20 protein-coding genes and 1 riboswitch are annotated in these 21,893 nt (G+C 70.2%); of the genes, 9 read left to right on the top strand and 11 right to left on the bottom strand.

Annotated features, from left to right (window positions below):
• Positions 1-269 precede the first annotated feature (269 nt).
• The 3 genes from ACWESM_RS30385 to ACWESM_RS30375 all read right to left on the bottom strand — a co-directional run bounded on the left by ACWESM_RS30385 (position 270) and on the right by ACWESM_RS30375 (position 2,690).
• Complete coding sequence (locus ACWESM_RS30385; RefSeq protein WP_452494698.1) at positions 270-797, bottom strand: hypothetical protein; 528 nt, start codon at positions 795-797, stop codon at positions 270-272.
• Between the two features lie 484 nt (positions 798-1,281).
• Positions 1,282-1,986, bottom strand: coding sequence for an endonuclease/exonuclease/phosphatase family protein (locus ACWESM_RS30380; protein ID WP_355079312.1), 705 nt, complete (start codon positions 1,984-1,986; stop codon positions 1,282-1,284).
• Between the two features lie 74 nt (positions 1,987-2,060).
• Complete coding sequence (locus ACWESM_RS30375) at positions 2,061-2,690, bottom strand: TetR/AcrR family transcriptional regulator (RefSeq protein ID WP_356968413.1); 630 nt, start codon at positions 2,688-2,690, stop codon at positions 2,061-2,063.
• A gap of 118 nt (positions 2,691-2,808) precedes the next feature.
• On the opposite strand from ACWESM_RS30375, the gene ACWESM_RS30370 reads away from it, so the two are divergent.
• On the top strand, positions 2,809-3,945 hold the full coding sequence (locus tag ACWESM_RS30370; protein ID WP_452494696.1) for a lipase family protein: 1,137 nt from the start codon (positions 2,809-2,811) through the stop codon (positions 3,943-3,945).
• A gap of 20 nt (positions 3,946-3,965) precedes the next feature.
• Here the strand turns inward: ACWESM_RS30370 and ACWESM_RS30365 are convergent, their stop codons facing one another.
• The gene (locus ACWESM_RS30365) at positions 3,966-5,441 is read right to left on the bottom strand and encodes an MFS transporter (RefSeq protein WP_452494694.1); all 1,476 of its coding nucleotides are present in this window, start codon (positions 5,439-5,441) and stop codon (positions 3,966-3,968) included.
• Positions 5,442-5,556: 115 nt separating this feature from the next.
• Between ACWESM_RS30365 and ACWESM_RS30360 the strand changes: the two genes are divergently transcribed.
• The 6 genes from ACWESM_RS30360 to ACWESM_RS30335 all read left to right on the top strand — a co-directional run bounded on the left by ACWESM_RS30360 (position 5,557) and on the right by ACWESM_RS30335 (position 10,268).
• Complete coding sequence (locus ACWESM_RS30360) at positions 5,557-6,006, top strand: MarR family winged helix-turn-helix transcriptional regulator (RefSeq protein WP_356968407.1); 450 nt, start codon at positions 5,557-5,559, stop codon at positions 6,004-6,006.
• An 84-nt stretch (positions 6,007-6,090) separates the two neighbouring features.
• Entirely contained in the window at positions 6,091-6,786 is a 696-nt protein-coding gene (locus ACWESM_RS30355) for a response regulator transcription factor (protein WP_355079304.1), read from the top strand.
• Positions 6,783-7,883, top strand: a complete 1,101-nt coding sequence (locus ACWESM_RS30350) for a HAMP domain-containing sensor histidine kinase (protein ID WP_452494691.1) — start codon at positions 6,783-6,785, stop codon at positions 7,881-7,883. Before ACWESM_RS30355 ends, ACWESM_RS30350 begins: the two co-directional genes overlap by 4 nt.
• Before the next feature lie 172 nt (positions 7,884-8,055).
• Positions 8,056-9,639 carry a DUF4153 domain-containing protein gene (locus tag ACWESM_RS30345; protein ID WP_364435513.1) on the top strand — a complete coding sequence of 528 codons (1,584 nt, stop codon included), beginning with the start codon at positions 8,056-8,058 and terminating at the stop codon, positions 9,637-9,639.
• Positions 9,640-9,673: 34 nt separating this feature from the next.
• Entirely contained in the window at positions 9,674-9,952 is a 279-nt protein-coding gene (locus tag ACWESM_RS30340; protein WP_355079297.1) for a hypothetical protein, read from the top strand.
• Positions 9,945-10,268: a ribbon-helix-helix domain-containing protein gene (locus tag ACWESM_RS30335; protein ID WP_364435517.1), complete on the top strand. Its 324-nt coding sequence runs from the start codon at positions 9,945-9,947 to the stop codon at positions 10,266-10,268. The genes ACWESM_RS30340 and ACWESM_RS30335 overlap by 8 nt, the downstream gene beginning before the upstream one ends.
• Here the strand turns inward: ACWESM_RS30335 and ACWESM_RS30330 are convergent.
• The 5 genes from ACWESM_RS30330 to ACWESM_RS30310 form a co-directional block, all read right to left on the bottom strand.
• Entirely contained in the window at positions 10,265-11,710 is a 1,446-nt protein-coding gene (locus ACWESM_RS30330; protein WP_452494689.1) for an alpha/beta fold hydrolase, read from the bottom strand. The two genes, ACWESM_RS30335 and ACWESM_RS30330, sit on opposite strands and share 4 nt — an antisense overlap.
• Before the next feature lie 334 nt (positions 11,711-12,044).
• Positions 12,045-12,551 carry an SLOG cluster 4 domain-containing protein gene (locus ACWESM_RS30325; RefSeq protein ID WP_364435523.1) on the bottom strand — a complete coding sequence of 169 codons (507 nt, stop codon included), beginning with the start codon at positions 12,549-12,551 and terminating at the stop codon, positions 12,045-12,047.
• Complete coding sequence (locus ACWESM_RS30320) at positions 12,548-13,381, bottom strand: DUF72 domain-containing protein (RefSeq protein WP_364435526.1); 834 nt, start codon at positions 13,379-13,381, stop codon at positions 12,548-12,550. The genes ACWESM_RS30325 and ACWESM_RS30320 overlap by 4 nt, the downstream gene beginning before the upstream one ends.
• A 21-nt stretch (positions 13,382-13,402) precedes the next feature.
• Positions 13,403-14,767, bottom strand: a complete 1,365-nt coding sequence (locus tag ACWESM_RS30315; protein WP_355079287.1) for a purine-cytosine permease family protein — start codon at positions 14,765-14,767, stop codon at positions 13,403-13,405.
• A riboswitch (TPP riboswitch) is annotated at positions 14,764-14,878 on the bottom strand. Its footprint overlaps the gene before it by 4 nt.
• A 232-nt stretch (positions 14,879-15,110) precedes the next feature.
• Complete coding sequence (locus tag ACWESM_RS30310; RefSeq protein ID WP_355079285.1) at positions 15,111-15,506, bottom strand: hypothetical protein; 396 nt, start codon at positions 15,504-15,506, stop codon at positions 15,111-15,113.
• A 470-nt stretch (positions 15,507-15,976) separates the two neighbouring features.
• On the opposite strand from ACWESM_RS30310, the gene ACWESM_RS30305 reads away from it, so the two are divergent.
• Entirely contained in the window at positions 15,977-17,233 is a 1,257-nt protein-coding gene (locus ACWESM_RS30305) for a cytochrome P450 (RefSeq protein ID WP_452494687.1), read from the top strand.
• 13 nt (positions 17,234-17,246) lie between these two features.
• On the opposite strand, the gene ACWESM_RS30300 is transcribed toward ACWESM_RS30305, so the two are convergent.
• Positions 17,247-18,452 (bottom strand): styrene monooxygenase/indole monooxygenase family protein, encoded by a 1,206-nt coding sequence (locus tag ACWESM_RS30300; protein WP_452494685.1) that lies wholly within the window; start codon positions 18,450-18,452, stop codon positions 17,247-17,249.
• Between the two features lie 160 nt (positions 18,453-18,612).
• On the opposite strand from ACWESM_RS30300, the gene ACWESM_RS30295 reads away from it, so the two are divergent.
• On the top strand, positions 18,613-21,126 hold the full coding sequence (locus ACWESM_RS30295; protein ID WP_452494683.1) for an ATP-binding protein: 2,514 nt from the start codon (positions 18,613-18,615) through the stop codon (positions 21,124-21,126).
• An 84-nt stretch (positions 21,127-21,210) separates the two neighbouring features.
• On the opposite strand, the gene ACWESM_RS30290 is transcribed toward ACWESM_RS30295, so the two are convergent.
• A complete protein-coding gene (locus tag ACWESM_RS30290; protein WP_355081175.1) occupies positions 21,211-21,888 on the bottom strand; it encodes a class I SAM-dependent methyltransferase in 678 nt (225 codons plus the stop codon).
• Positions 21,889-21,893: the final 5 nt, after the last annotated feature.

Here is a 21,893-nt window from a genome sequence, read left to right as displayed (position 1 = left end):
CGTCGCATCCCGCCCGCCGCGAGGAGGCCGGGCATCCGAGTCGGCGGCAGCCGATCTGGCCCTGAAGCCGCACTGCGAGTCGCCGAAAACGCCCGCTTCGCAACCGGGTTCACGGCGAGTCGATTCTCCGGCGCTGTACCGCCGTGATATCCGAGGTCGGAATGGCATTCGCGAGCCGGAGTGGGCAGGCATGATCCGAAGCGAATCGTGGGCAGGGTCGTCTCGCGCGGCCGGGTGCTCCGGCGATGCTCGTCGGCGCGATGTGGGGGTCAGCGGATCGGTGGCGGGCCGCGCAGGCCGGGGCCCGAACTCAGTAGCGGGCGGCGCGGATGGGGGAGAACATGCCCGGACGCGGGCGAGCCGATCCGGACCGGCGCGCTGGGGCCTTCACCGAGCACGCGCACCGTGCGGCGCACATCGGAAACCGCGCGCACGACAGCGTGTTCGGCGGCGCGGATGAGTAGCGCGCCGAGCGGGACGGCCGCGAGATGCGTGCCGAGCATGACCGAGGTCGCGCCCGCGTCGTGGTGATGAGCAGCCGACAGGGTGGACGCGAAATGCGCGACGGCTTGCGCCACCGCCAGCGTGGCGATCATCTCGCCGAGCCCATGCCGGTGGGGTCGCGCACCGGCCAGCACGCCGACCGCCGCGCACGCGGCGATCAGCAGGGCGATCGGCGCCGCGCCGGGTGCCATCGCACCGCCGCCGAGCGCGTGCGCGGCGATGCTCACCGCCCCGGCCGCGGATCCGACGAACGCGCCGCGCAGCCGCGCCGCCACTACCGTCGGATTACGCACCGACTCATACTACCGCCCGTCGTAGCGCGAGGAGGTGCCGGATCGGATGCCCGACGGACCCGCGTGCCGAACTCGACTCGACGGGTCCCGGCCACAGACCGGAGCCGAATCGTTCTGGCGTGGAGTATCTCTGCCGCGGGCGGGTGACGACGTTCGTCGTACGCGCCGAGGTCGTTCGTGCTGCCCGGAATTCGGGACCTGGGCGTGACCAGTCCGGGTGCTGTTGCGGCGCACGTGACACGGCAACGACTCACTGGGGTCGAAGACGCGCTGCCGCTGCGGAACCCGCTGTGTGCGCGGGAGATTTCGCGACCGCGGACATCCCGGCTCCCTCCCCGAACTCGCCGATCATGCCGTGGCATCCCCGCTTTCCGGAACTTCCGTTGGGACCGCCTGCACGGATCGACCGGAATCGCCGCGGCACCGAACTCGTGGCCCGCCCGGCATCGGCAGCACGACGGCACCGACGCGGACCCCGGCCGACTCACACCATGACGCTCGCATGGACGAGATTGTGGTCGGACACCCCGCCGATGTCGTCGACCGACGCCGCCGTGACGGTCGCGCCGTGGACCACCACGTGGTCGATGTGCTGCGACTTCGTTCCCGAGGAACGCGGGCGGGTGGGCAGCCCACCCGCGACGTGTTCGGCGACCATGAAGTGGTCACCCAACCCGGCGGCGACGGTGGCGCGGTCGATGTTGAAGTCACCCAGCAGCACCGCGGCGTCCTCCGGGGCATCGGTGGCGAGTTCGGCCAGGCGGGCGAGCTGGTCGGTGCGCCGCCGGTCGCCGGTGACATGGGTGGCGATCACCGTCAGCCCGCCGACGTCGACGACGAGGGCGCCCTTGCCGTGGTCGTGCGCGAAGGATTCGGCGGTCACCTCCCTGCTCGGCTCCGCGGTGAGCACCACCAGGTACTCCCCGCCGTCGAGCAAGGAGCTGGGCATGCGCCGCGGCGTCGGCAACCGCTGATACCGCATCGCGTGGAAGGTTCGATCCGGCAGCGCCATTCGCAGGCTGGCCAGTTGATCGCCGCTGACCTCCTGTAACGCGATGATCCGCTCGGTGCGTTCGGCCACCCGCGCGGTGACTTCGGCGATCCGTGCGCCCTCGTCCGGCCAGCGGGTGGCGACGTCCTCGTACCAGTTCTCGGCGTGGACGCGATGCAGGACGTTCCAAGTGGCCACCGTGATCACCTTCGCGATGGTATGCGACCGATTGAAACAGGTTGCGGCGCGGGCTGTGCCGATCCGGCGCGCGTTCAGCCGGCGCCCTGGATGTCGATGCCCCGCTGGAGCGACGCGATCGCGCGATCGAGGACCCGGTGCAAGGCCGGGATCGAGTGGTCCGCTCCCATCATCCAGTGATCGAGGCCGACACCGAAGGCCGCGAAACAGGCCGCGGCAGTGAGCTGCGGTCGCAGGTCATCGGCGGGAAGCCCGGCGCGGGCGGCGAAGTTCAGCGCCATCGCGCGCTGGCGTCCCAGCGCCCCGATGAAGTTCTCCCGGCGCAATTCCGGATTGCCGACCAGCAGCTGCCTGGCTCGGCGCGCGGTCTCCGCCTGGCGGTCACGCGACGGTGCGTCCCGCTCGTCGAGCAAGAAGTCGCGCAGCGCCGCGCGCACCGCGGTCAGCACCGATTCGCTCGCCGGGCGTCGGTCGACGGCGGCGAGCAACTGGGCCATGAGGTCTTCCTCGTGGCTGAACACCACCGCGAGCTTCGACGGAAAATGACGGTGGAAGGTCCGCCGGGAGACCTGTACCGCGTCGGCGATCTGCTGCACGGTGGTCTGCTCGAACCCATGCAGCTCGAACAGCCGCAGCGCCGCGTCGACCAATTCCCGCCGCACCCGCGCCTTCTCGCGGTCGCGTGGACCGTTCACACCCGTCATGCCCCGCATTCTCTCTCGGCGATGTCGTCCCCGTTGGTGTCTCAAAGTGACACATTAGCCGAAAATCGGGCTACAGTGTCTCGACGAGACACCAAATTGAGAACCGAGAGGTGGCGCCATGTCGGTGCGACGTGCAGGAATCACCGTGGCCGCGGCCGCATTGCTTTTCGCGGGTCCGCCGGTGGGGGCGGCCGTGGCCGACCCCACGGGGCCGGGCGCGGCTCCGGGTACGGTCGCCAGCGACGAGGCGCTGCCCGAACAGCTTTGGATCGAGGGCGCGGGCGCGGCCCGCCGTCTGACGTATTGGACCAGGACCTCCGATGACCGGTCGGCGCTGGCCGGTGGTGCGGTCTTCGTTCCCGCGGGGACGCCGCCGAGCGGTGGCTGGCCGGTGCTGTCCTGGGAGCACGGGACGGTCGGCCTCGCCGACGAATGCGCGCCGTCGACCGCGGGCCGTAGCAAGCGCGACCTGGATTACCTGGCGACCTGGTTGCGCCAGGGCTACGCCGTCGTCGCGACCGACTACATCGGTCTGGGCACCCCGGGGCCGCACGCGTATCTGGACGGACGCGCCGAGGCGCACGCCGGGATCGACATGGTGCGCGCGGCCCGCGCCGTCGAGGATTCGCTGTCGTCGAAATGGGTGGCCATCGGGCAGTCGCAGGGTGGCGGAGCCGCGGTGTTCACCGCCTCGCTGGCCACGGCGTACGCCCCTGAACTGGACTATCGCGGCGCGGTCGCCACCGGCCCCGCCTCCAATGTCGTCGAGGCCGCCTCGTTCCTCGGGCCCGACGCCCCTCCGATCGACAATTCGCACCTCACCGCCTATATCGCGTATGTCATGAACGGACTGCGGGCGGCGCGACCGGGCTTCGATCTCGACAGTTACCTCAGCCCGGTCGGCAAGCAATTGGCCACCGCCGCGGAATCGCTGTGCTTCCAGCCGCTGGCCGAGCGGGCGCAAGGGATCTCGGTCAACCGGTTGTTCTCGCGCCCGCTGGCGGACGGCGATTTCGTCGCCACCGCCCGCTCCGTCATGGACGTTCCGCTCACGGGCTACGACCGGCCGCTGTTCATCGGGCAGGGCACCAACGACACCGACGTCCCGGCTCCCCTGACCGCGAAGCTGGTCACCGATCTGGAATCGCACGGCGTCCGGCCCGAGGTCCACGTGTATCCGGGCAAGGATCACAGCGCCACGATGGCCGCTTCGCTGTCCGACAGCATTCCGTTCGTCGCCCGCCTGTTCGCCTGACCCCGCGCGGGCCGCGGCGCTCAGGCGCGCGCGGCCGCGGGCTCGGGGTCGGCCTCCGGCAGCGTCGCGGCAGACTTGCGAACCGGAATGGCCAGCGCGATCAGCGCCGCCAGCACCGCGACGCCGCAAGCGATCAGCAATCCGGTGCGGAAGCCGGCCTCGGTGGGGATGGTGTGCCCACCGAGGCGGGTGCTCATCTGCGCGAGGACGACGCCGACGACCGCGGCCGACACCGTGGTGCCGATCGAGCGCATCAAGGTGTTGAAGCTGTTGGCCGACGCGGTTTCCGACAGCGGGACCGCGCCCATGATGAGCGCGGGCATCGAGCCGTAGGCGAGGCCGACGCCACCGCTGCACACGCAGGTCACGACGAGTAGCCCCCAGGTCGAACCCATCAGCACGACCGACGAACCGTATCCGAGGGCGATCACCAAGCTGCCGACGGCGAGCGTCACCTTCGGCCCGCGCGCGGCCGACAGCCGGGCACCGAGCGGGGAGACCGCCATCATCACCAGGCCGGCGGGGGCCATCCACAATCCCATCGCCAGCATGGACTGCCCGAGGCCGTACCCGGTGACCACCGGCAGTTGCAGCAGCTGCGGGATGATCAAAGACTGCGCGTACATGGCGAACCCGACCACGATCGAGGCCGCGTTGGTCAGCAGGACCTGCGTGCGCGCGGTCACGCGCAGGTCGACCAGCGGGTCCGCGGTACGCAGTTCCCACCAGCCCCACACCGCGAGGACCAGGACCGCGACCGCGAACAGGCCGAGGATGGTTCCGCTCGTCCAGCCCCAATCGGCGCCCTTGGACACCGCGAGCAACAGGCACACCAGCGCCGTGCCGAGACCGAGTGCGCCGGGAACGTCGAAACCGCCGCCGCCGCGTGCCGGGATGGCGGGCACCAGCAGCCAGATCAGCGTGGCGACACCAGCGCTCAGCACCGCCGAGCCCCAGAACAACACGCGCCAGCTGGCGTTCTCGGCCACCGCCGCGGCCAGCGGAAGACCCAGCGCGCCACCGATTCCCATCGACGCGCTCATCACCGCGATGGACGTGCCGAGTCGTTCGGCGGGCAGGACGTCCCGCAACGCGCTGATGCCGAGCGGGACGACACCCATGCCGATGCCCTGCAGGCCGCGACCGGCGATCATCGGCACCACCGAACTCGCCAGCGCGCAGACCAGCGATCCGGCGATGAGCGGAACCGTGCACGCCAGCAGCATGCGGCGCTTGCCGTAGAGATCGCCGAGGCGTCCGGTGATCGGGGTGGCCACCGCGCCGGCGAGCAGCGTCGCCGTGATCACCCAGGACGCGTTGGACGGTGTGGTGTCCAGGATGCGGGGCAGGTCCCCGATCAACGGCACCACCAGGGTTTGCATCAGTGCGGCGACGATGCCTGCCGCCGCGAGTACGCCGACGATGCCCTCGGACCGAGCTGCCGATGGTGCTGCCACGCGGGTCTCCCTCTCTTGCGATTCTTGTGCACAGTACATACGAATTGCATGATGCACAAGAGTTGTACTATGCAAATGTGCTGGTCGGCCCGCGGGAGTGTGGTATAGGTGCGGAGATGAGCCCGTAGCTGGCGAATATCGGCAGGAGCGTTGTGTGGACAAGCCCGTATCTTCGGTGGAGTTCGAGACCATGCTGCTGGGGCGGCACAGCCTCAGCGCCAAGGCCCGCCGGGGCCGTGGCCACCTCGACCGCAGCGCCTACACGGTGCTGAGCAGGCTGCGGGTGCAGGGTCCGATGTCCGTGGGAGAACTCAGCGATGCCTTCGGCCTGGACACTTCGACGCTGCACCGGCAGACCACCGCCATGCGCGGAGCCGGTCTGATCGAACGTATTCCGGATCCGGACGGCGGCATGGCGCGCAAATTCCGGATCACCGCCGAGGGCGGGCGCCAGCTCGACGCCGAACGCGCCTACAACGTCCGCGCTCTCGAAAATGTCCTGGCGAACTGGACGGCGCAGGACATCGCCGCGTTCGCCGAATTCCTGAAGCGGTTCAACACCGACATCGAACGCATCGACAAGCGTCCGTGGCCCCGGCCCTGAACGCGGGCGCGCCCGCGCGGATGCACACGAAATCTCCACAATCGAGCCCGGATCTCTCCACAGCCGGTGGCTAGGGTTCGGTGCATGGAACACAGCGCACCGGCGCAGGCCGCACGGCGGATCCTGGTGGTGGACGACGAGATGACCATCGCCGAATCCGTCGCGGCTCGCCTGCGGGCGGAGGGGTACACCGTCGACTTGGCGCACGACGGTCCCTCGGCCGTCGCCGCCGCCGAGGCCGTCGGACCGGACCTCGTGGTGCTCGACGTCATGCTGCCGGGGTTCGACGGATTGGAGGTGTGCCGCCGTATTCAGGCGCGCCGCCCGGTGCCCGTACTCATGCTCACCGCGCGCGCCGAGGAAACCGACCAGCTCGTCGGGTTGGGTGTCGGCGCGGACGACTACCTCACGAAACCTTTCTCACTGCGCGTGCTCGCGGCCCGGGTGCACGCGCTGCTGCGCCGGCTGGACCGGGCCGCCGACCGCGACGGCGCGACGATCCTGGTCGGTGATCTGCGAATCGACGTCGACCAGCGCCGGGTCTGGCGCGCGGACGTCGAGGCCCTGCTCACGCCATTGGAATTCGATCTGCTGGCCCGGCTGGCCCGCCGCCCGCGCACGGTGCTCGCGCGCGAGCGGCTGCTCGAAGACGTCTGGGACTGGTCCGACGCGGCGGGCACCCGCGCGGTCGACAGCCACATCAAGGCGTTGCGTCGCAAACTCGGCGCCGACCTGATCCGCACCGTGCGCGGCGTCGGGTACGCCCTGGATGCCCGATGAGTACCGAACCCGAGAGCGCACCGGAGGTGGAACGCGAAATACCCGTCGGGGGAGCGGAATACGGCGAACGGCGGTGGGCGCGCCGAGCGAGCGATCGGATCGCCGAGCTGCTGCCCCGGCCGCTGGACCCGGTGAAGTCGATCAAGCTGAAGCTCGCCATCCTCATGCTGTGCTCCGGCGGGGTCGCGTTCGGATTCTTCCGGTTCAAGATCGGATGGCTGCCCCCGCGCACCACGCTCACCGCGGTGGTGATCGCGCTGCTCACTTCGCAGTTCCTCGCCCACGGCATCACCAGGCCGCTGCGCGAGATGACCGCGGCGGCGAAACGGATGGCCCACGGCGACTACACCCTGCGGGTGCGGGCGAGTTCCCGGGACGAAGTCGGGCAACTGGCCGAGGCGTTCAACCAGATGGCGGCCGACCTCGCGGCGGCCGACCGGCAACGCCGCGACCTGATCGCCAACGTCTCGCACGAATTGCGCACGCCCATCACCGCTTTGCAGGCGGTACTGGAGAACCTCGTCGACGGCGTCTCCCAACCCGACCCGGCGACCCTGCGCACCGCACTGGCCCAAACCGAACGGCTCACCCTGCTGGTGTCCGAATTGCTCGATCTCTCCAGCATCGAAGCGGGCGCCTTCCCGCTCGACCGCGAGGAGTTGCCGATCGCGCCGCTGCTGGCCGACGTCGTCGCCGAAGCGGAGGTCATGACCGCCGCGCTCGGGCGTGGCGTGCGATTCCGCACCGACGTGCTGCCCCGCGCCGCCCGCGTGTACGCCGACCGTGCGCGTCTGCACCAAGTGCTGCTCAATCTGCTCGACAACGCCGCCCGCCACGGACCTGCGGGCGGGGAAGTCCGCGTGGCCGTGCGTGTCTCGCAAGGCGAGGCCGTCATCGACGTCGACGACGACGGCCCCGGCATCCCGCACGCCGAACGCGCCCGGGTATTCGACCGGTTCACCAGGGGCGGCCGGACCACGGGCGGCGGCACCGGGCTCGGTCTCGCCATCGCCCGCTGGGTGGTCGACCTGCACGGCGGCACCATCGCGGTCGCCGAGCCTGGCTCCCGTATCCGGGTCGTTCTGCCCGGGCGCTGACCTGCCACTCATCCGACCCGGACCACCAGAACGGTTCCGGGGTGATTCCGCACGCCTATCGAAGGGACGAACCATGCCTCCCGAACCCGAATCCGCCTCGACGGCCGAACCCGAGGCCTCTGCTGCGTCGAGCACCGAATCCATCTCTGCCGCAATCAGTTCCGGCACTGCGATGGTCGATCCACCGGTCGCCGGATCGGACATGCGGGCGGCAGGCATCGCCGCTGCGGGTACACCGACCGGCGGATCCGCCCAGCCCTGCCCGGGCGGCCCGACCGCGTGGCAGCGGCCACCCAAGTGGCGGCGTGTGGTCTGTCCTCCCGGGGTGGTGCCTGCCGCGCTCGTCTCCGGTCTGGCGGCGGCGATCCTCGTCCACTGGGACCGGCCAGGCATCGGCTGGGTTCTCGCCGCCGCGGTCGCGGCGACGGCGGTCGTCCTCGTCGACCGGAACGCCCGCAGGGCCGTGGCGAGCACGACGAAAGACAGCACAGGGGACGCGGAACAAGCGGCCGAACGATCGGCGGCGACATCGCATTACGCGCGAAGAGCGCGGTTCGCGGGACGCGCGTGGTGGGCGACGCTCGCGCTCGCCCTGCTCGCGGTAGGCGCCGTCCGCGCCGCGGGCTGGCTGTTCGCCTTATGCGTGCTCGCGGCGTGTGTCGCCGGTTCGCTGGCGGTCGTGGGACGCCGCTCGGCGAACGGCATCCTCTACGACACCCTGGCGCTCGGCCTGGAGGCGGTCTCCGCCGTGCCGTGGGTGTACGCCGGTACCGCCAGGGTGCGCGGTGCGCACACGCCGCGGGCCCGGCGGCTCGGGCTGTCGGTTGCGGTGACCGTCGCGCTGCTCGCGGTCTTCGTTCCGCTGCTCGGCAGCGCCGACGCGATGTTCGCCGCGCTGCTCGAGACCGTGACGCCGGACCTGGACATCCCCTCGGTGGTGCGGTGGATCGTCCTGTTCGCGGTGGTCGCGCTCGGTGCGGTCAGTGCCTTGTTCGTGCTCGCGGGCCCGCCGCCGCCTGCCACCGCGAGCGCGGGTGGGCGAACACTGCGCCGTTCGGAATGGGCACTGCCGGTCGGTGCGCTCGCGATCCTGTTCGCGGCCTTCGTCGTGACCCAGTTCGTCGTGCTGTTCGGCGGCGACGAGCATGTCCGGAAGACGTCGGGCTTGACCTACGCCGAGTACGCCCGCACCGGCTTCTGGCAGCTGTCGGCCGTCACCGTCCTGACACTCGCGGTGCTCGTTGTCGTGTTGCGCTGGGCGGCCCAGGACACGCCCGCCGACCGGTGGTGGCTGCGCGGTCTGCTCACGGCGGTGAGCCTGCTGGCGCTGGTGATCGTCGCCTCGGCGCTCGGCCGGATGTGGACCTATCAGCGGGCCTACGGCTTCACGGTGTTGCGCCTGCTGGTGGAAGTCTGTGAACTGTGGCTCGGCCTGGTCTACGTTCTGGTCCTGGTCGCGGTGCTGCGACTGCGCCGGGCATGGTTGCCGCGCGCCGTGCTCGGCACCGCCATGGCGACCTTGCTGGCGCTGGCCGTGGTGGACCCGGAGCGACTCATCGCCGAGGAGAACATCGATCGCTGGCAGCGGGGCAAAGCGCTGGACACCGAATACCTGGTGACGCTGTCGCCGGACATCATGCCCGCGACCGAACGGCTTCCCGAGCCGCTGCGTGCGGACGTACGTGCCAGGTTGCGCGCCGACCTGGGCGAGGACAGCTGGCAGAGCTGGAATCTGTCCCGGGCGAGAGCGCGGTGAGCTTCCTTGTAATACACTTGTATTATCGCTGATCGTGGGTTATAACTGGCCTGAGTGGGCACTGTTGTCGCTGGTGGGAATCGACCCGCGTGAAGTGCTGCAGGTGCTCATGGGCGCCCGCCGATGGCCTCGGCAGGCGCACGGCCGGAACGAGCTCGCGGTCCTGACGGTGTGGGGCCGGACCGAGGCGGGCCGGCCGCTCATCGTCGCTGTCCGCCGCACCGAAGGCTGGCAGTGGGACATCCTGGGCGCGGTCGAGATGACCGAGGCCCAGGTGGCCGAACTCGAGCGTTGGGAGCACACCGATGACTGACTATCCGACGAACCCGGAGGCCGTCCGGGACTTCCTCTCCGGTCTGGAATACAGTGACGCGCCGGTCGACGCGGCCGAGCTGCCCCCGCCGTTGCGTGCCGAGGACACGGTCACCGTCACCACGTCGCTGCGCATCCCACTGGAATTGCACCAGCGGGTCAAAAAGGCCGCCGAGCAGCGCAACATGACCATGTCCGCGCTCATCCGCGACTGGATCGAACTGGAACTGGCCGCCCTGGAGAACGACCAGCCCATCTCACGCGCCGACGCCCTGCGGGCGCTGGCCGCCCTGCATCCCCTGCGCCAGTCGGCTTAGTCCGCGGCGGCTGGTGTGTCGCGGGTCAGGACGCGATCGAGTTGCGCGGCGAACTCGTCGGCGGCCATGCGATAGCCGACGTGGTCGCCCGCGAACTCGACAAGGTCCAGGCCGAGTTCCTTCGCGAGTGCGGCGTTCGGAAGTCCGGGAAAGGTGTCTCTCGATTCGCGTCCGACGCCGAGTACCAGCCGGTCCGACGACGCGCGCAACGCCGCGAGATCCGGGGCGTACCGGGGATACTGTCTCAGCTCGTGTTCCATCCAGAAGACCAAGTTCTGCTGGATCCTGGTGACTGTCGCGACGGCTTCCGGCGGCAGCTGTTCGAGCGGGGGAAGCGGCGTGGGCCGCATGCCGATGCCCGCCGAGAACGCGGCCATGGCGGCGGAGGTGCCTTCGGTCTTGCTCTGCTCGTGAATGCTGTCCAGGAAGGCCAGCCACTTCTCGCCGTCGGGCAGCAGCGTGGCCAGCGGTGGTTCGTGCGCCACGAGTGTGCGCACCAGTTCCGGCCGGGCGCGCAGCAATTCGAGCGCCACGATCGCCCCGGAACTGCTACCGAGGACGTGGGCGGGCTGGTCGGTGAGGTGCGTGAGCAGCGTGGCGGCGTCCGCGCCGTCGGTGATCACGCGATCGTGCGGCGGTCCGTCGAGGGGGCTGCGAGTGAAGCCGCGCCGGTCGTAGGCGACCACGGTGTAGCGGTCGGCGAGCCGCTCGGCGACGGCGTCGAAGGATGCGGCGTCACCGTTGCCGCCGGGAATCAGCAGCAACAGCGGTCCGGTGCCGCGGATCTCGTAGTAGAGGGTCGCGCCGGGGACGGCGAGAGTGTGCTGGGTGGGGACATCCATCGGAAACGCTCCTGGGAGAAGGGACAACTGCCGCAACGCCTCCCGGATGACCGGTAGCGCGGGAACGGGTGGATCGGCATCGACCCATCGGTCGATGGCCACGCACAGCGCTGCCGTGAGAGCGCCGGCCATGATCCTCGGGAACATGTCGGCGTCGATCGGGCGGCCGGTGCGCTCGGCGATGGCTTCGGCCAGCGCGCCCTCGATCACCGCCTGGGATCTGCGGTACTCACCTTGCAGCAGCGGCGCTCGGGTGATCAGGCGAACGCCCGCGGTCCACGCGGGATCGGGTGGCTCGGCGTCGCGGAATTCCGCCAGCACGGCGTGGATCACCGCGGGCCACAGCGGCTCGGCGACCGGGCGGGCGCGCAGGTCGTCCGCGATCCGGCGGGCCCGGTCCACCGCCACCGAGCAGACGGCCTCGTACTTGCTCGCGAAGTAGTTGTTGAACGTCCGCGGCGACACCCCGGCCGCCGCGGCGATGTCCTCGACGAGAACGTTGTCCAGCCCCCGCTCCACGGCCAGTCGCAGCGCCGCGAAACCGAGCGCCTCACGGGTGGCGAGTTTCTTGCGTTCGCGCAAGCCGAGTACGAATGCCACGACTCCACGGTAGCGAAACTTGCGTGATGCGCAAGATTGCGTGATCGGAAAGATCTGGGAGAGCGCAGATCAGGCGTACCTCCGCCTTCGCTCCGGCCATGCGCGGGCTGAGGACGGACTACGTCCGACCGCACCCATCAGGCGATTCGGCAATCCGGAAAACTAGTCGCAGTGTCGCGCCCGGCCACAGAGGCAATCGCAGCGCCGATTTTCGGCGCAGGGCGGTTGAGCCGAATTCACGCCTGGCGCAACGACCGTCCGCGGTGCATGCCGCCCGAGGCATGGTCGGCTCCTCTTGTGCACCGCCCCGTCCGCCCCGGATCGATCGGTGGCCTCAGGTCGGCTCGGCCGGTGCGGAATCGATCCCGTCCAGCGCCCGGCGCACCGCGTCGGCCGGATCGGCCGCGCCCACCGTGGCCGCCACCGGATGTCCATTCGCGTCGCGAATCTGCCAACCGCCCAGGGAGACAACCGGAATGCCACCACGCCTGCGGGCCAGCGCGACCTCCGACAGCGTGCCCCACGAACCGCCGATGACGATCACCGCGTCCGCCGACTCGACGAGGATCGCGTTGCGCGCCTCACCCATGTTCGTGAACAGCACCGCCGACAGCCCGGGACACACCGCGTCGCGGTCGGTGTCCGGACGCACGCCGATCACCAGTCCACCGACCTCGGCGGCACCGGTGGCGACCGCGGCCATCACCCCGGACCCGCCGCCACACAAGACGGTGATCCCGGCCCGCGCCAAGAGTTCGCCGACCGCACGCGCCCACTCCGCTTCCTGCCGCGTGCACTCCCTGGGTCCGCACACCGCGACCTGCCGCGTCACCTTCGTCATCCCGCGGGCCGTGGCGACACGAGCGACGCCAGGCGCTCCCGCAACGCCATCGCGTCGCGCGGTGCCCGCACTTTCGCGTCGTTGTCGAAATAGGTGTAGACGTCCAGCGATCCGGCCCACGAGCGGATCTTCTCCGCCCACATGTCCAAACCCTCGTCGGTGTATCCGCTGACGTAGAGTTCGTCGTGCCCGTGCAACCGGATGTAGACGAAGTCGGCGGTGACTTCTTCCAGCAGCGGATACTTGCCCGCCGCGTCGGCGACCACGAGGGCGACCTGGTGGCGGCCGAGCAGATCGGTGCAGGCCGGGGTCACGAAGCTGTCGTGCCGGACCTCCAGGGCGTGCCGCAACGGCCGGTCGGCGTCGGTGCTCGTATGCGCGGGATCGACGCGGTGATCGTGCCGCCGTGCGATCTCGGCGGCCTGCTCGGTGCTGCGCGGTAGCCCGGACAAGAAGGCGTCCAGCACATCGGCGTCGAAGCGGAAGGTCGGCGGCAGCTGCCACAGAATCGGCCCCAACTTGGGCCCGAGCGCCAGCGGGCCGGAAGCCAGGAAGTTGGCCAGCAGATCGTCTCCGTCGCGCAGCCGCTTCATGTGTGTGATGAACCGGCTGCCCTTCACCGCGAAGAGGAAGTCGTCCGGAGTCTGCTCCGCCCACTTCTGGTAGCTGGACGGGCGTTGCAGTGCGTAGAACGAGCCGTTGATCTCCACGCTGTCGAGCTGCTCCGAGAGATAGGCCAACTCGCGCTTGTGCGCCAGGCCCTGCGGATAGAACGTCCCGCGCCAGGGCGGGTAGACCCAGCCCGACGTGCCGATCCTGATCTGGCCCATGTCTCCATGGTGGCGCATTCGCTACGCCGATGCGGTCCTCGCCGCCACCTTGCCGACCAGCCAGGCCACCGCCAGCGCCGCCAGGAACGACAGCAGCGATGCGCTCATCCACGCCTGCGCGGTGAAATGCAGAGCCTGCCGAACCCGATCCCAGAACTCGGTCCACACTCCGGCGTCACCCGGGTTGATCAGTTGATACACCGCGAAGCCAGCCAGCCACGCGACCACCATGCCCCACCGCGCCGGCGCGTCGGGAGCGGTGTTCCACTCGCGGTGGGCCCGCAGGAAGAAGTCGGCGACCAGCACGCCGAGCAGCGGCACGAACACCGAACCGATGAGTCCGAGGAAGCCGAAATAGTTGCTCATGTCCAACCGCAGGGCCAGCACCGTGATCAGGGCGCCGAGGCCGATCGAGAGCACTCTGCGGTCGACGCGCGGCGCGAGGTTCTGGATCGACACGGCGGTGGAGTACACATTGGCGAACGATTGGTCCGCCTCCCGCAGCACGAAGACGAAGAAGAACAGCGCACCGAGGCTCACCTGCAGGAACGGTGCGTACGGCCCGCCTGCGCCGGTTGCCAGCGCCAGCGCGAACAGGCCGAGGACGTAGGCGATGATCTGGGTGAGCGCGTACGCGCCGCTGGCCGCGCCGAACGCCGAGCGGCCGGTGCGGGAGTGCCGGGTGTAGTCGGCGGCGACCGGAACCCACGAGATCGAGACGGCCAAGGCGGCATCGGTGGCGACCCAGAAGAGGTTCCAGTCGACGCCGAACGGCCCGCTCCCGCTCGGTCCAGGGTTCGCCCGCAGATCGGGCAGACCGGCGCGGAAGAACTGCGCGTAGAACCAGATCAGGGCGATCACGACACCGGCGGTCACGAACCTGCGCAGCAGACGGACCGAGCCCAGCGGCCATATCGTGAGGACGGTCGTGAGCAGGCCCGCGACCACCACGTAGAGCCAGTGCGGGCCGCCGCCGAACAACTCCCCGGCCGCGTCGCCGATGACGATCAGCTCGAATGTGCCCCAACCGATCAATTGCGCGATATTGAGGACGGTCGGCAGATAACTGAGTTTCGCGCCGAACAGTCCGCGCAGCAGCACCATGGCGGGTTGTCCGGTACGCGCGCCGGTCAGCGCGGCGGCGCCGAGCATCAGCCCGCCCACCAGGGTGCCGAGGACGGTCGCCAGGATGCCCGCCGCGATCGAGATCTGCGCCGCGCCCTCGGCATTCGGCGCGAGCACCGTGTACGCGCCGGAGAACGCGATGAGGCTGACGCCGAGATTGGCCCAGAACGCGCTCTGGTCCCAGAACGAGAGCACTTTCGGCGCGGGCTGGTCGAGGGTGAGCGGGGCTTCTTGCGCCGCGCTCGCGCGGGTCGACGACATGACGGAAACGCTCTCCCTACGCCGGCATTACCCGGACAGGTTCATGCGGTCGGCGACGCGTGCGGTCCGCCCTCTCAGCCCGGCCGTGCCCGAGCTCCCGCGGTGGGGTGATTCCGGCGAATAGTACACCCGCGCCAGTTTCGTGAGTTGGGAACGAGAACAAAGCGGCCCGAGGTCCGCGGCGCAGTGGCGAGTTCCTATGGCCCCGGATCGCTTCGCGCACTAAACCGACGAGCGGGTGCGCACCACCGCGTCGGCCCTTTGTCAGGGCATCTACGACGCAAACTGACCCCCCGAGCGCCGCGCGGTCACGGGTCCGTCGCGGCGGCTGCCGACGCGCGGTTCAGCCCATGAGGAACGAGGCGGCGAACCACGCGAGCAGGACCAGCACCGCACCGACCAACGCGCCAGGGAACATCGCCCGTCCCTGCCGGGCCGCCAGCACCGACAGCAACGCGCCCAGGGCGAAGCCCACGATTCCGCCGCCGACCATGATCCAGACGCCCGCGCTGGTGTCGACCCGGCACTCCGGCTTGGACTCGCAGATGCCGCCCGCCATCAGGAACCACGGCGCGAGGATCGTCGACATCGCCGCCAGCGTCGCGGGCAGGAACCACAACAGCGCGCTGACGACGAGATCCGCGGTGCGCGGCGGCGTGACGGCACGGGTCTCGGGCTCGCGCGTGGGATAGCCGGAGGGGGTCGTGCTCTGGGACACCTGGTTCAGGTAACCGTGCATCGTTTCTCGCTATCGCTTGTCGGTGGAGTCGACCGGGCCGATGGAAGTTATACACCAGCCACTTGCACGTCGAAGTGCTTGTGCTCCCGGGGATGCGGGCGCGCGGCCGGGCCGCCGTTTCGGATCGGACGCGTCCGTCGGTCCTGCCTTCTGTAGCGAATACCCAGCGTCCCAGAGGGATTCGCGTGCCCCACGGCGCTGCCGGTGACCGTGTCGATCGGTGGAGGACGACCGGGCGACGAGCGGTCTCGAATCCGGTTGCGGTGCAGCGGAAGCGCTCGCATTGCCGCAGGTCACGCGCGGCTACCGATGCCCGCGTTCTACCTACGCGACCATCCTGTGTGTCGATCCGCTGCGCGGTCGGGACGATGCGTCGCAGTGGTGCGCCGTATGGACCGGACGACGCCGCGACGATCCGCGCCGAGTGCGCCCGCGCTCGCCGTGCACGCTTCTACCGTGGGAGTGACGCGTTGACCACGTCCCGAGACCTCGATCGCACCGCGAATAACTCCGGCGTACACCATGGTTCGCCGATCGACCACGACATCGAGCGCGTATCGCTGTTTTCCCCGGAGTTCGCGTCCGATCCGCATGCCGCCTACCGCGACATGCGCGCCCGTTACGGTTCGATGGCGCCGGTCGAGCTCGCGCCGGGCGTGTCGGCGACCTTGGTACTGGGCTATCACACGGCCGTGCGAATCATGCACGATCCGGCCCACTTTCCCGCCGACCCGCGCGCCTGGCAGGCGAACGTCCCCACCGGCTGCCCGGTGCTGCCGGTGCTGGAGTGGCGCCCCAACGCCATGCGCAGCACGGGCGAGGAGCACGCGCGCTACCGCCAGGCGAACACCGCGAGCATCGATGCCGTCGATCTGCACGCCTTACACGAGACGGTGGAGCGGATCGCGGTCCCGCTGATCAACGCCTTCTGCGCGGCGGGAAGCGCCGATCTGGTGTCGCAGTACGCTTTTCCGCTCGCCTTCGAGGCGATCAACGCCATGCTGGGCTGCCCGCCGGAGATCGGGCAGGAAGTCGCCGCCGCGACCCGCGCCGTGTTCGACGGGGTGGACGCCGAGGAGGGCAATCGCCTGCTCGTCACCGCGTTGCTGCGGCTGCTCGAACTCAAGCGCGCCGAGCCCGGCCAGGACATCACGACGCGGCTGCTACGGCATCCGGCCGGTTTGGACGACGCGGAGGTGATCCATCAGCTCGTCGTGCTCTACGGGGCGGGCATCGAACCGCTGCAGAACCTGATCATCAACACCCTGGTGCTGATCCTCACCGACGACCGGTTCGGCGGCGACGTCCTCGGCGGGAGCATGTCCACCCGAGACGCCCTCGACGAGGTGTTGTTCACCGACCCGCCGATGGCGAATTTCTCGGTCACCTATCCGCGCCAGCCGATCCTGATCGACGACGTCTGGCTGCCCGCGCATCAGCCGGTCGTCATCAGCTTCGCCGCCTGCAACAACGATCCGGCGATCAGCGGGCACGACCACAGCGGCAACCGATCACATCTGGCCTGGGGCGCCGGGCCACACGCCTGTCCGGCCCGCAGCGCGGCCTACCTGATCGGCCAGGACGCGGTGGACCAGTTGCTGGACGCGCTGCCGGAACTGCGACCCGCCGTGCCGGTGCACGAATTGACCTGGCGGCCGGGGCCTTTTCACCGCGCTCTGACCGCGCTGCCGGTCGTCTTTCCCGAAACGCCGCCCTGGCAATCCTGAATCCGGCAGTCGGTCAGGACGGCGCTGCCGCCGCGAGCCGGGTGAGGTTCGCCGGCCGGGCGAAGGTGTCGGCGAAGGCGTCCGCCAGCGTCGTGTCGTGCTGGGCGGCCAGCATCATCTCGCGCAGGGCGGGTGGGGGATCGAGCACGGTGGCCGTCCACCGCGCGGCGGGGTGCGCGACGGCCGTCAGCCACGGCGCGGCCGCCCACTCCATCCACGCGCGGTCGTAGGGGCCGTCGGGATCGTGCAGGATCGCCTCGCCGTAGCGGACCGCGCAGTGCACGGCGTTGTTGGCGCCCTGTGCGCCGCCAGGGTCCATCCGGCAGACGACGTCGCCTCCGCCCAGCACCGGCCTGCCCGACGGCAGGGTGCCCACCGGACGACGCATGACCGGAGTCACCGCGCCCACCAGCGTCGCTCCGGCATCGGTCGGCTGAGCGTGCCGGTAGCGCTCGGCGAGTTCGGCGGGCAGGTGCGCGTCCAGCAGTTCCCGGGCTTGCGCCCAACGTCGCGCGGGCGTGCCGTGCTGGTCGAAAACGTCCAGCACGCCGCCCGGCCGCGCCTCGAAAAGCAGGATTTCGCAGCGGCGTTCCTGCCCCGGTCGTCCGGTCAGCCCGGGATAGGAGATCACCTCACCGTGCTCGGGCAGCGTGGTGTAGTAGCCGAGGTTCTCCGGGTCCGGCTGGACGCCGTCGAGATAGAGCACCGCCAGTCGCCGCATCGGTGCGGCGGCTACCGGCCACGCCGCATCGGCTTCGAAGCAGCCGGCCAGCTCACGACCCGCACGGGTCACCACGGTCAGGTCGTGGTCGGCGGCGTGCTGGTCGAGTTCCGGTACCGAGGGCTCGGCGATGCGCAAGTCGCCGCCCTCGGCCAGGAACTCGCCGAGCCAGCGGGCGAACACCGTCCGCTGATCAACGCTCTGGGCGGGGCGGGTGAATCGTCCGGTCCAGCCGACCACCGCCGCGCGATCGATGGCCATGGTGAACCGGATGCCCTCGATATTCGGCGCGGTCGAGCGCCAGAAGCCCAGGCCGATATCCGATTCGAGGTCCAGGGTGGGCGGGAACTTGACCTGGGTGCTGGTCACGGTGCCGGCGAGGACCGCGTCGGCGTCCCGATCGGTCACCAGCGTCACCGTCCGGCCGCCGCGCAGCAGACGGTGGGCGAGGGGTAACCCGCATTCGCCCGCCCCGAGTACCAGTATCCGTCCCACCATCGTGTCCTTCCGGTCGTGCGATCGACTGCCGTGACAGCGCAATCGTCCGCGTATAGGTGGACACCGCGCATCGGTAGAGACCCGCGTATCCGCCGCCGCGACCCGACTACGCTGCCCTGTTGTGTCGGAAGGACGTACGCCGGGTCTGGGGTCTGCACCCGTGGCCACCAGTGACTTCGTCGGGCGTGAGCGCGAATTGGAGAAGATCGGCATGGCGCTGCTGGGCGGAACCCGCCTGGTCACGCTGATCGGCGCGGGTGGCATCGGCAAGACCAGGCTGGCGACCGAGGCGGCGCAGCGGTTCCACAAGGCGCGACGCGTGCCGGTGCACTGGGTGCGCCTGGCGCTGTTGTCCCGGGACTCCGGCGCTGCGGCGGTCGAGGAACTCCTCGCCCGATCGCTCATCGACGCCGATTTCTCCGGCCGGTCGGCGTGGGAGGCGGTGCTGGACACGCTGCGCCGCCGCGACGCGGTCGGGCGCACCCTGCAGACGATCCTGGTGATGGACAACTGCGAACACGTGCTGGACGGCGCGGGGCGGGTGATCGCCGACCTGCTGGAGGCGGCGCCGGGGCTGACCGTGCTGGCCACCAGCCGCGAGGCGATCGGCTGGGTCGACGAGCAGTTGGTGCCGGTGCCCGCCCTGTCGCGGGAACAGGCGCTCACCCTGTTCCGTGCGCGCGCCGGTCTGACCGGGCACACCGTCGCCGAGGAGGAGACCGACCTGGCGGTGGAGATCTGCCGCCATGTGCACAACCATCCGCTCTACATCCGTCTGGCCGCCGCACGGCTGTTGCGGCAGCCGCTGCGGATGATCCTGCGTGACCTCACCGGCGAGGCGAGCGACCGGCGGCTGCGCTGGTCGCCCGGTCCCCGGATCGGCGCGGAGGCACGGCATCAAGGTATCCGCGACGTCATCGCCTGGTCGTACGACCTGTGCCGGAACAAAGAGCGGCTGCTGTTCGACCGGCTGTCGGTGTTCGCGGCCGGGTACGACGTCGACCCGGAGAACGCGGACCCGGCGGAGTCGGACGTCGGCGCGGAGCTGGAGGCGGTCGAGGCGGTCTGCGCCGACGACGAGCCGGGCGGGTTGGCTCGCGCGGAGATCGACGGCCTGCTCGAACGGCTCGCGGACCAATCACTGGTCACGGTGCATTTGACCGCGACAACGGTGCGGTACTCACTGCTGGAGAGCGTCCGCTTGTTCGCCCAGCAGCGACTGGCCGAACGCGACGGCGAACCGGCCCGGCTGGCAGGCAGGCACCGCCGCTACTACCGCGACAAGGTCGTTGCGGCCGGAGCGGGATGGTTCGGCCCGGACGAGCAGGATCTGCTGGATTGGGCGCGCGCGGCCTGGGACAACCTGCTGTGCGCCATAGCGGGCAGCCTCACGGTGCCGGAGGAGGCCGTGGTGGGGCTGGAGATCGCCGCCGGGCTGATCGCGCTGCGCATCCCGTTCCTCAGCGGTTCGCTGCGCGAACCGCGCCGCTGGGCCGAGCGCACGCTGGCCGCCAGCCGGACGCTGGACCCGCAGCCGGTGCCGCTGCAGGTGACGGCGATGTCGCTGATCACGTGGATCAGCCTGTGCCAGGGCATGCACCACGACGCCGATCGGATGCTGGACGAATGCGTCGCACTCTGCCTGCCCGACCCAGCGGCTCGTGCGGGGTGGCGCGAGCGGCTCGATGACATCGAGCTGCCCGCCCCGGTGGAATTCGCCAGAGGCGCCGAGCTGATGCTGGTGCGCCGGGATGTGCGCGCGATCGCCGTACTGGCCCGCGCTCGGGAGCGGTTCCTGGCCGACGGCGACCGCGGCGGGGCCGCGATGAGCGAACTGTTCGAAGCGCTGGCCGCGGCGTTGCTCGGCACACCGGCGCAGGCTTTGGAGACCTCCCGGCGGCACCTGGACCACGCCGAGCGCTCCGGCGCGCGATGGGCCGCGTCGTGGGCCGGTTTGGCGCGGGGGATCGCGCTGACCGGACACGGCGATACGGAACAAGCGCTCACCGTGATACGGGCCGCGCTGACCACTCAGCTGGCGATGCGCGATCAGTGGGGCGCGGTGTGGGCCGTCCACATCACCGCCTGGGCACTGGCGCGCTCGATCCGCGACACCGACACCGACACCGGCGGCGGCTCCGGCACGGTGACGGCGCGGGCACGCGATATCGCGCGCCTGGTCGGTGGCGGCGCCACGTTGCGCGACAGAATCGGCGTGAACATGTCCAATCTCGGCCCGTTCGCCATCGAGACCGAGATCGCCGCAGCCACCGCCCGGGCGGTCCTGGGCGAGTCCGCCTTCGCGGAGGCCGAGCGCGAGGGTGCGCTGCTGCGTCCGGAGCTGGGCGAGGTGGTGCAACTGGCTTTGGGGAAGCTGTCGCTGGACCGGCTACCTGTCGAACATCCGGTCCGGCAGCGCCGTCCCTCGCACTGGGAGGAATTGTCGGCGGCCGAACAGGAAGTGGCCGTGCTGGCGGCGGCCGGTTGGACGAACACCGCCATCGCCGCCCGGCGCGGCAGCTCGTTCAAGACCGTCGACGCCCAGATGAGCTCGATCCTGGCGAAACTGATGATCGGCTCCCGAGAGGACATCCGCGCCTTGGTGCCCGCCGAACGGCAGGCTCAGGTAGCCGACGAAGCCGCACGCAAGCCCCAGCGCGGCCGGCGCTCGTGAGAACACCGGGTCGAGCCGGGCGGCGTCTCGGCCGTGCCGCCGCCCGGCTCGATCACCGGCAGTATTCGCCGACGGGAGCCGTGTTCACTCGTCCAGTTTGCGCGCGGTGATCTGAATACCGGGCTCGCCCGAGATGCGCCGCACCGTCGCCTCGGTGACCGGGAGATCGGCCACCAGCTCGCGGCCGTCCTCCAGGTCGATGCCGTAGCCGGCGATGTAGGTGCGGAAGAACGGCAGGCAGGCGCGCGCCATCGGCTGCGGCAGCTTCCAGCGGTCGACGAACGACCGCGCGTCCTCGAAGGTGCAGCCTCGATCCGCCTCGATCACCAGCAGCAGACCGCCCGGCCGCAGCACCCGGATCATCTCCGCGAGACCCTTGCGCTGATTCGGCCAGTGCTTGATCGAGCCGGAGCTGATCACCGCGTCGTAGGCGGCGTCGGGGAACGGCAGGTCCATCGCCGAGCCTTCCCGGAACTGGATCCGGCTGCCCAGCGCCGCGCCGCGCTTGCGTGCCCTGCGCACCTGCTGCGGGGACAGATCGATGCCGGTCAGCCGCAACGTGGTCCCGGCGGTGGCCAGTCCGACCGCGAGTTGCCCACCGCCGCAACCGACGTCGAGCACCTGGGCGCCGTCGTCGAGCTGGGCGACGATGTCGTCGAACAGGGTCGGGGTCATCTCCCGTACGGCATCGGAGATGAAGTTGTCGTAGAACCACGAGTCGATCGGGTTGTAGCGTTTGGTCTTGTCCAGCAGGACGGTCATGGCGT

The organism is Nocardia sp. NPDC003999 (genome assembly GCF_053604885.1).
This window is presented reverse-complemented; position numbering and strand designations above follow the sequence as displayed.

Coding starts and splice junctions, on each gene's coding strand:
- ACWESM_RS30355 (WP_355079304.1), top strand. CDS start 6,091: ATGGAACACAGCGCACCGGCGCAGGCCGCACGGCGGATCCTGGTGGTG.
- ACWESM_RS30315 (WP_355079287.1), bottom strand. CDS start 14,767: ATGTCGTCGACCCGCGCGAGCGCGGCGCAAGAAGCCCCGCTCACCCTC.
- ACWESM_RS30370 (WP_452494696.1), top strand. CDS start 2,809: ATGTCGGTGCGACGTGCAGGAATCACCGTGGCCGCGGCCGCATTGCTT.
- ACWESM_RS30310 (WP_355079285.1), bottom strand. CDS start 15,506: ATGCACGGTTACCTGAACCAGGTGTCCCAGAGCACGACCCCCTCCGGC.
- ACWESM_RS30325 (WP_364435523.1), bottom strand. CDS start 12,551: ATGACGAAGGTGACGCGGCAGGTCGCGGTGTGCGGACCCAGGGAGTGC.
- ACWESM_RS30350 (WP_452494691.1), top strand. CDS start 6,783: ATGAGTACCGAACCCGAGAGCGCACCGGAGGTGGAACGCGAAATACCC.
- ACWESM_RS30345 (WP_364435513.1), top strand. CDS start 8,056: ATGGTCGATCCACCGGTCGCCGGATCGGACATGCGGGCGGCAGGCATC.
- ACWESM_RS30300 (WP_452494685.1), bottom strand. CDS start 18,452: ATGGTGGGACGGATACTGGTACTCGGGGCGGGCGAATGCGGGTTACCC.
- ACWESM_RS30375 (WP_356968413.1), bottom strand. CDS start 2,690: ATGACGGGTGTGAACGGTCCACGCGACCGCGAGAAGGCGCGGGTGCGG.
- ACWESM_RS30365 (WP_452494694.1), bottom strand. CDS start 5,441: ATGTACTGTGCACAAGAATCGCAAGAGAGGGAGACCCGCGTGGCAGCA.
- ACWESM_RS30290 (WP_355081175.1), bottom strand. CDS start 21,888: ATGACCGTCCTGCTGGACAAGACCAAACGCTACAACCCGATCGACTCG.
- ACWESM_RS30335 (WP_364435517.1), top strand. CDS start 9,945: ATGACTGACTATCCGACGAACCCGGAGGCCGTCCGGGACTTCCTCTCC.
- ACWESM_RS30320 (WP_364435526.1), bottom strand. CDS start 13,381: ATGGGCCAGATCAGGATCGGCACGTCGGGCTGGGTCTACCCGCCCTGG.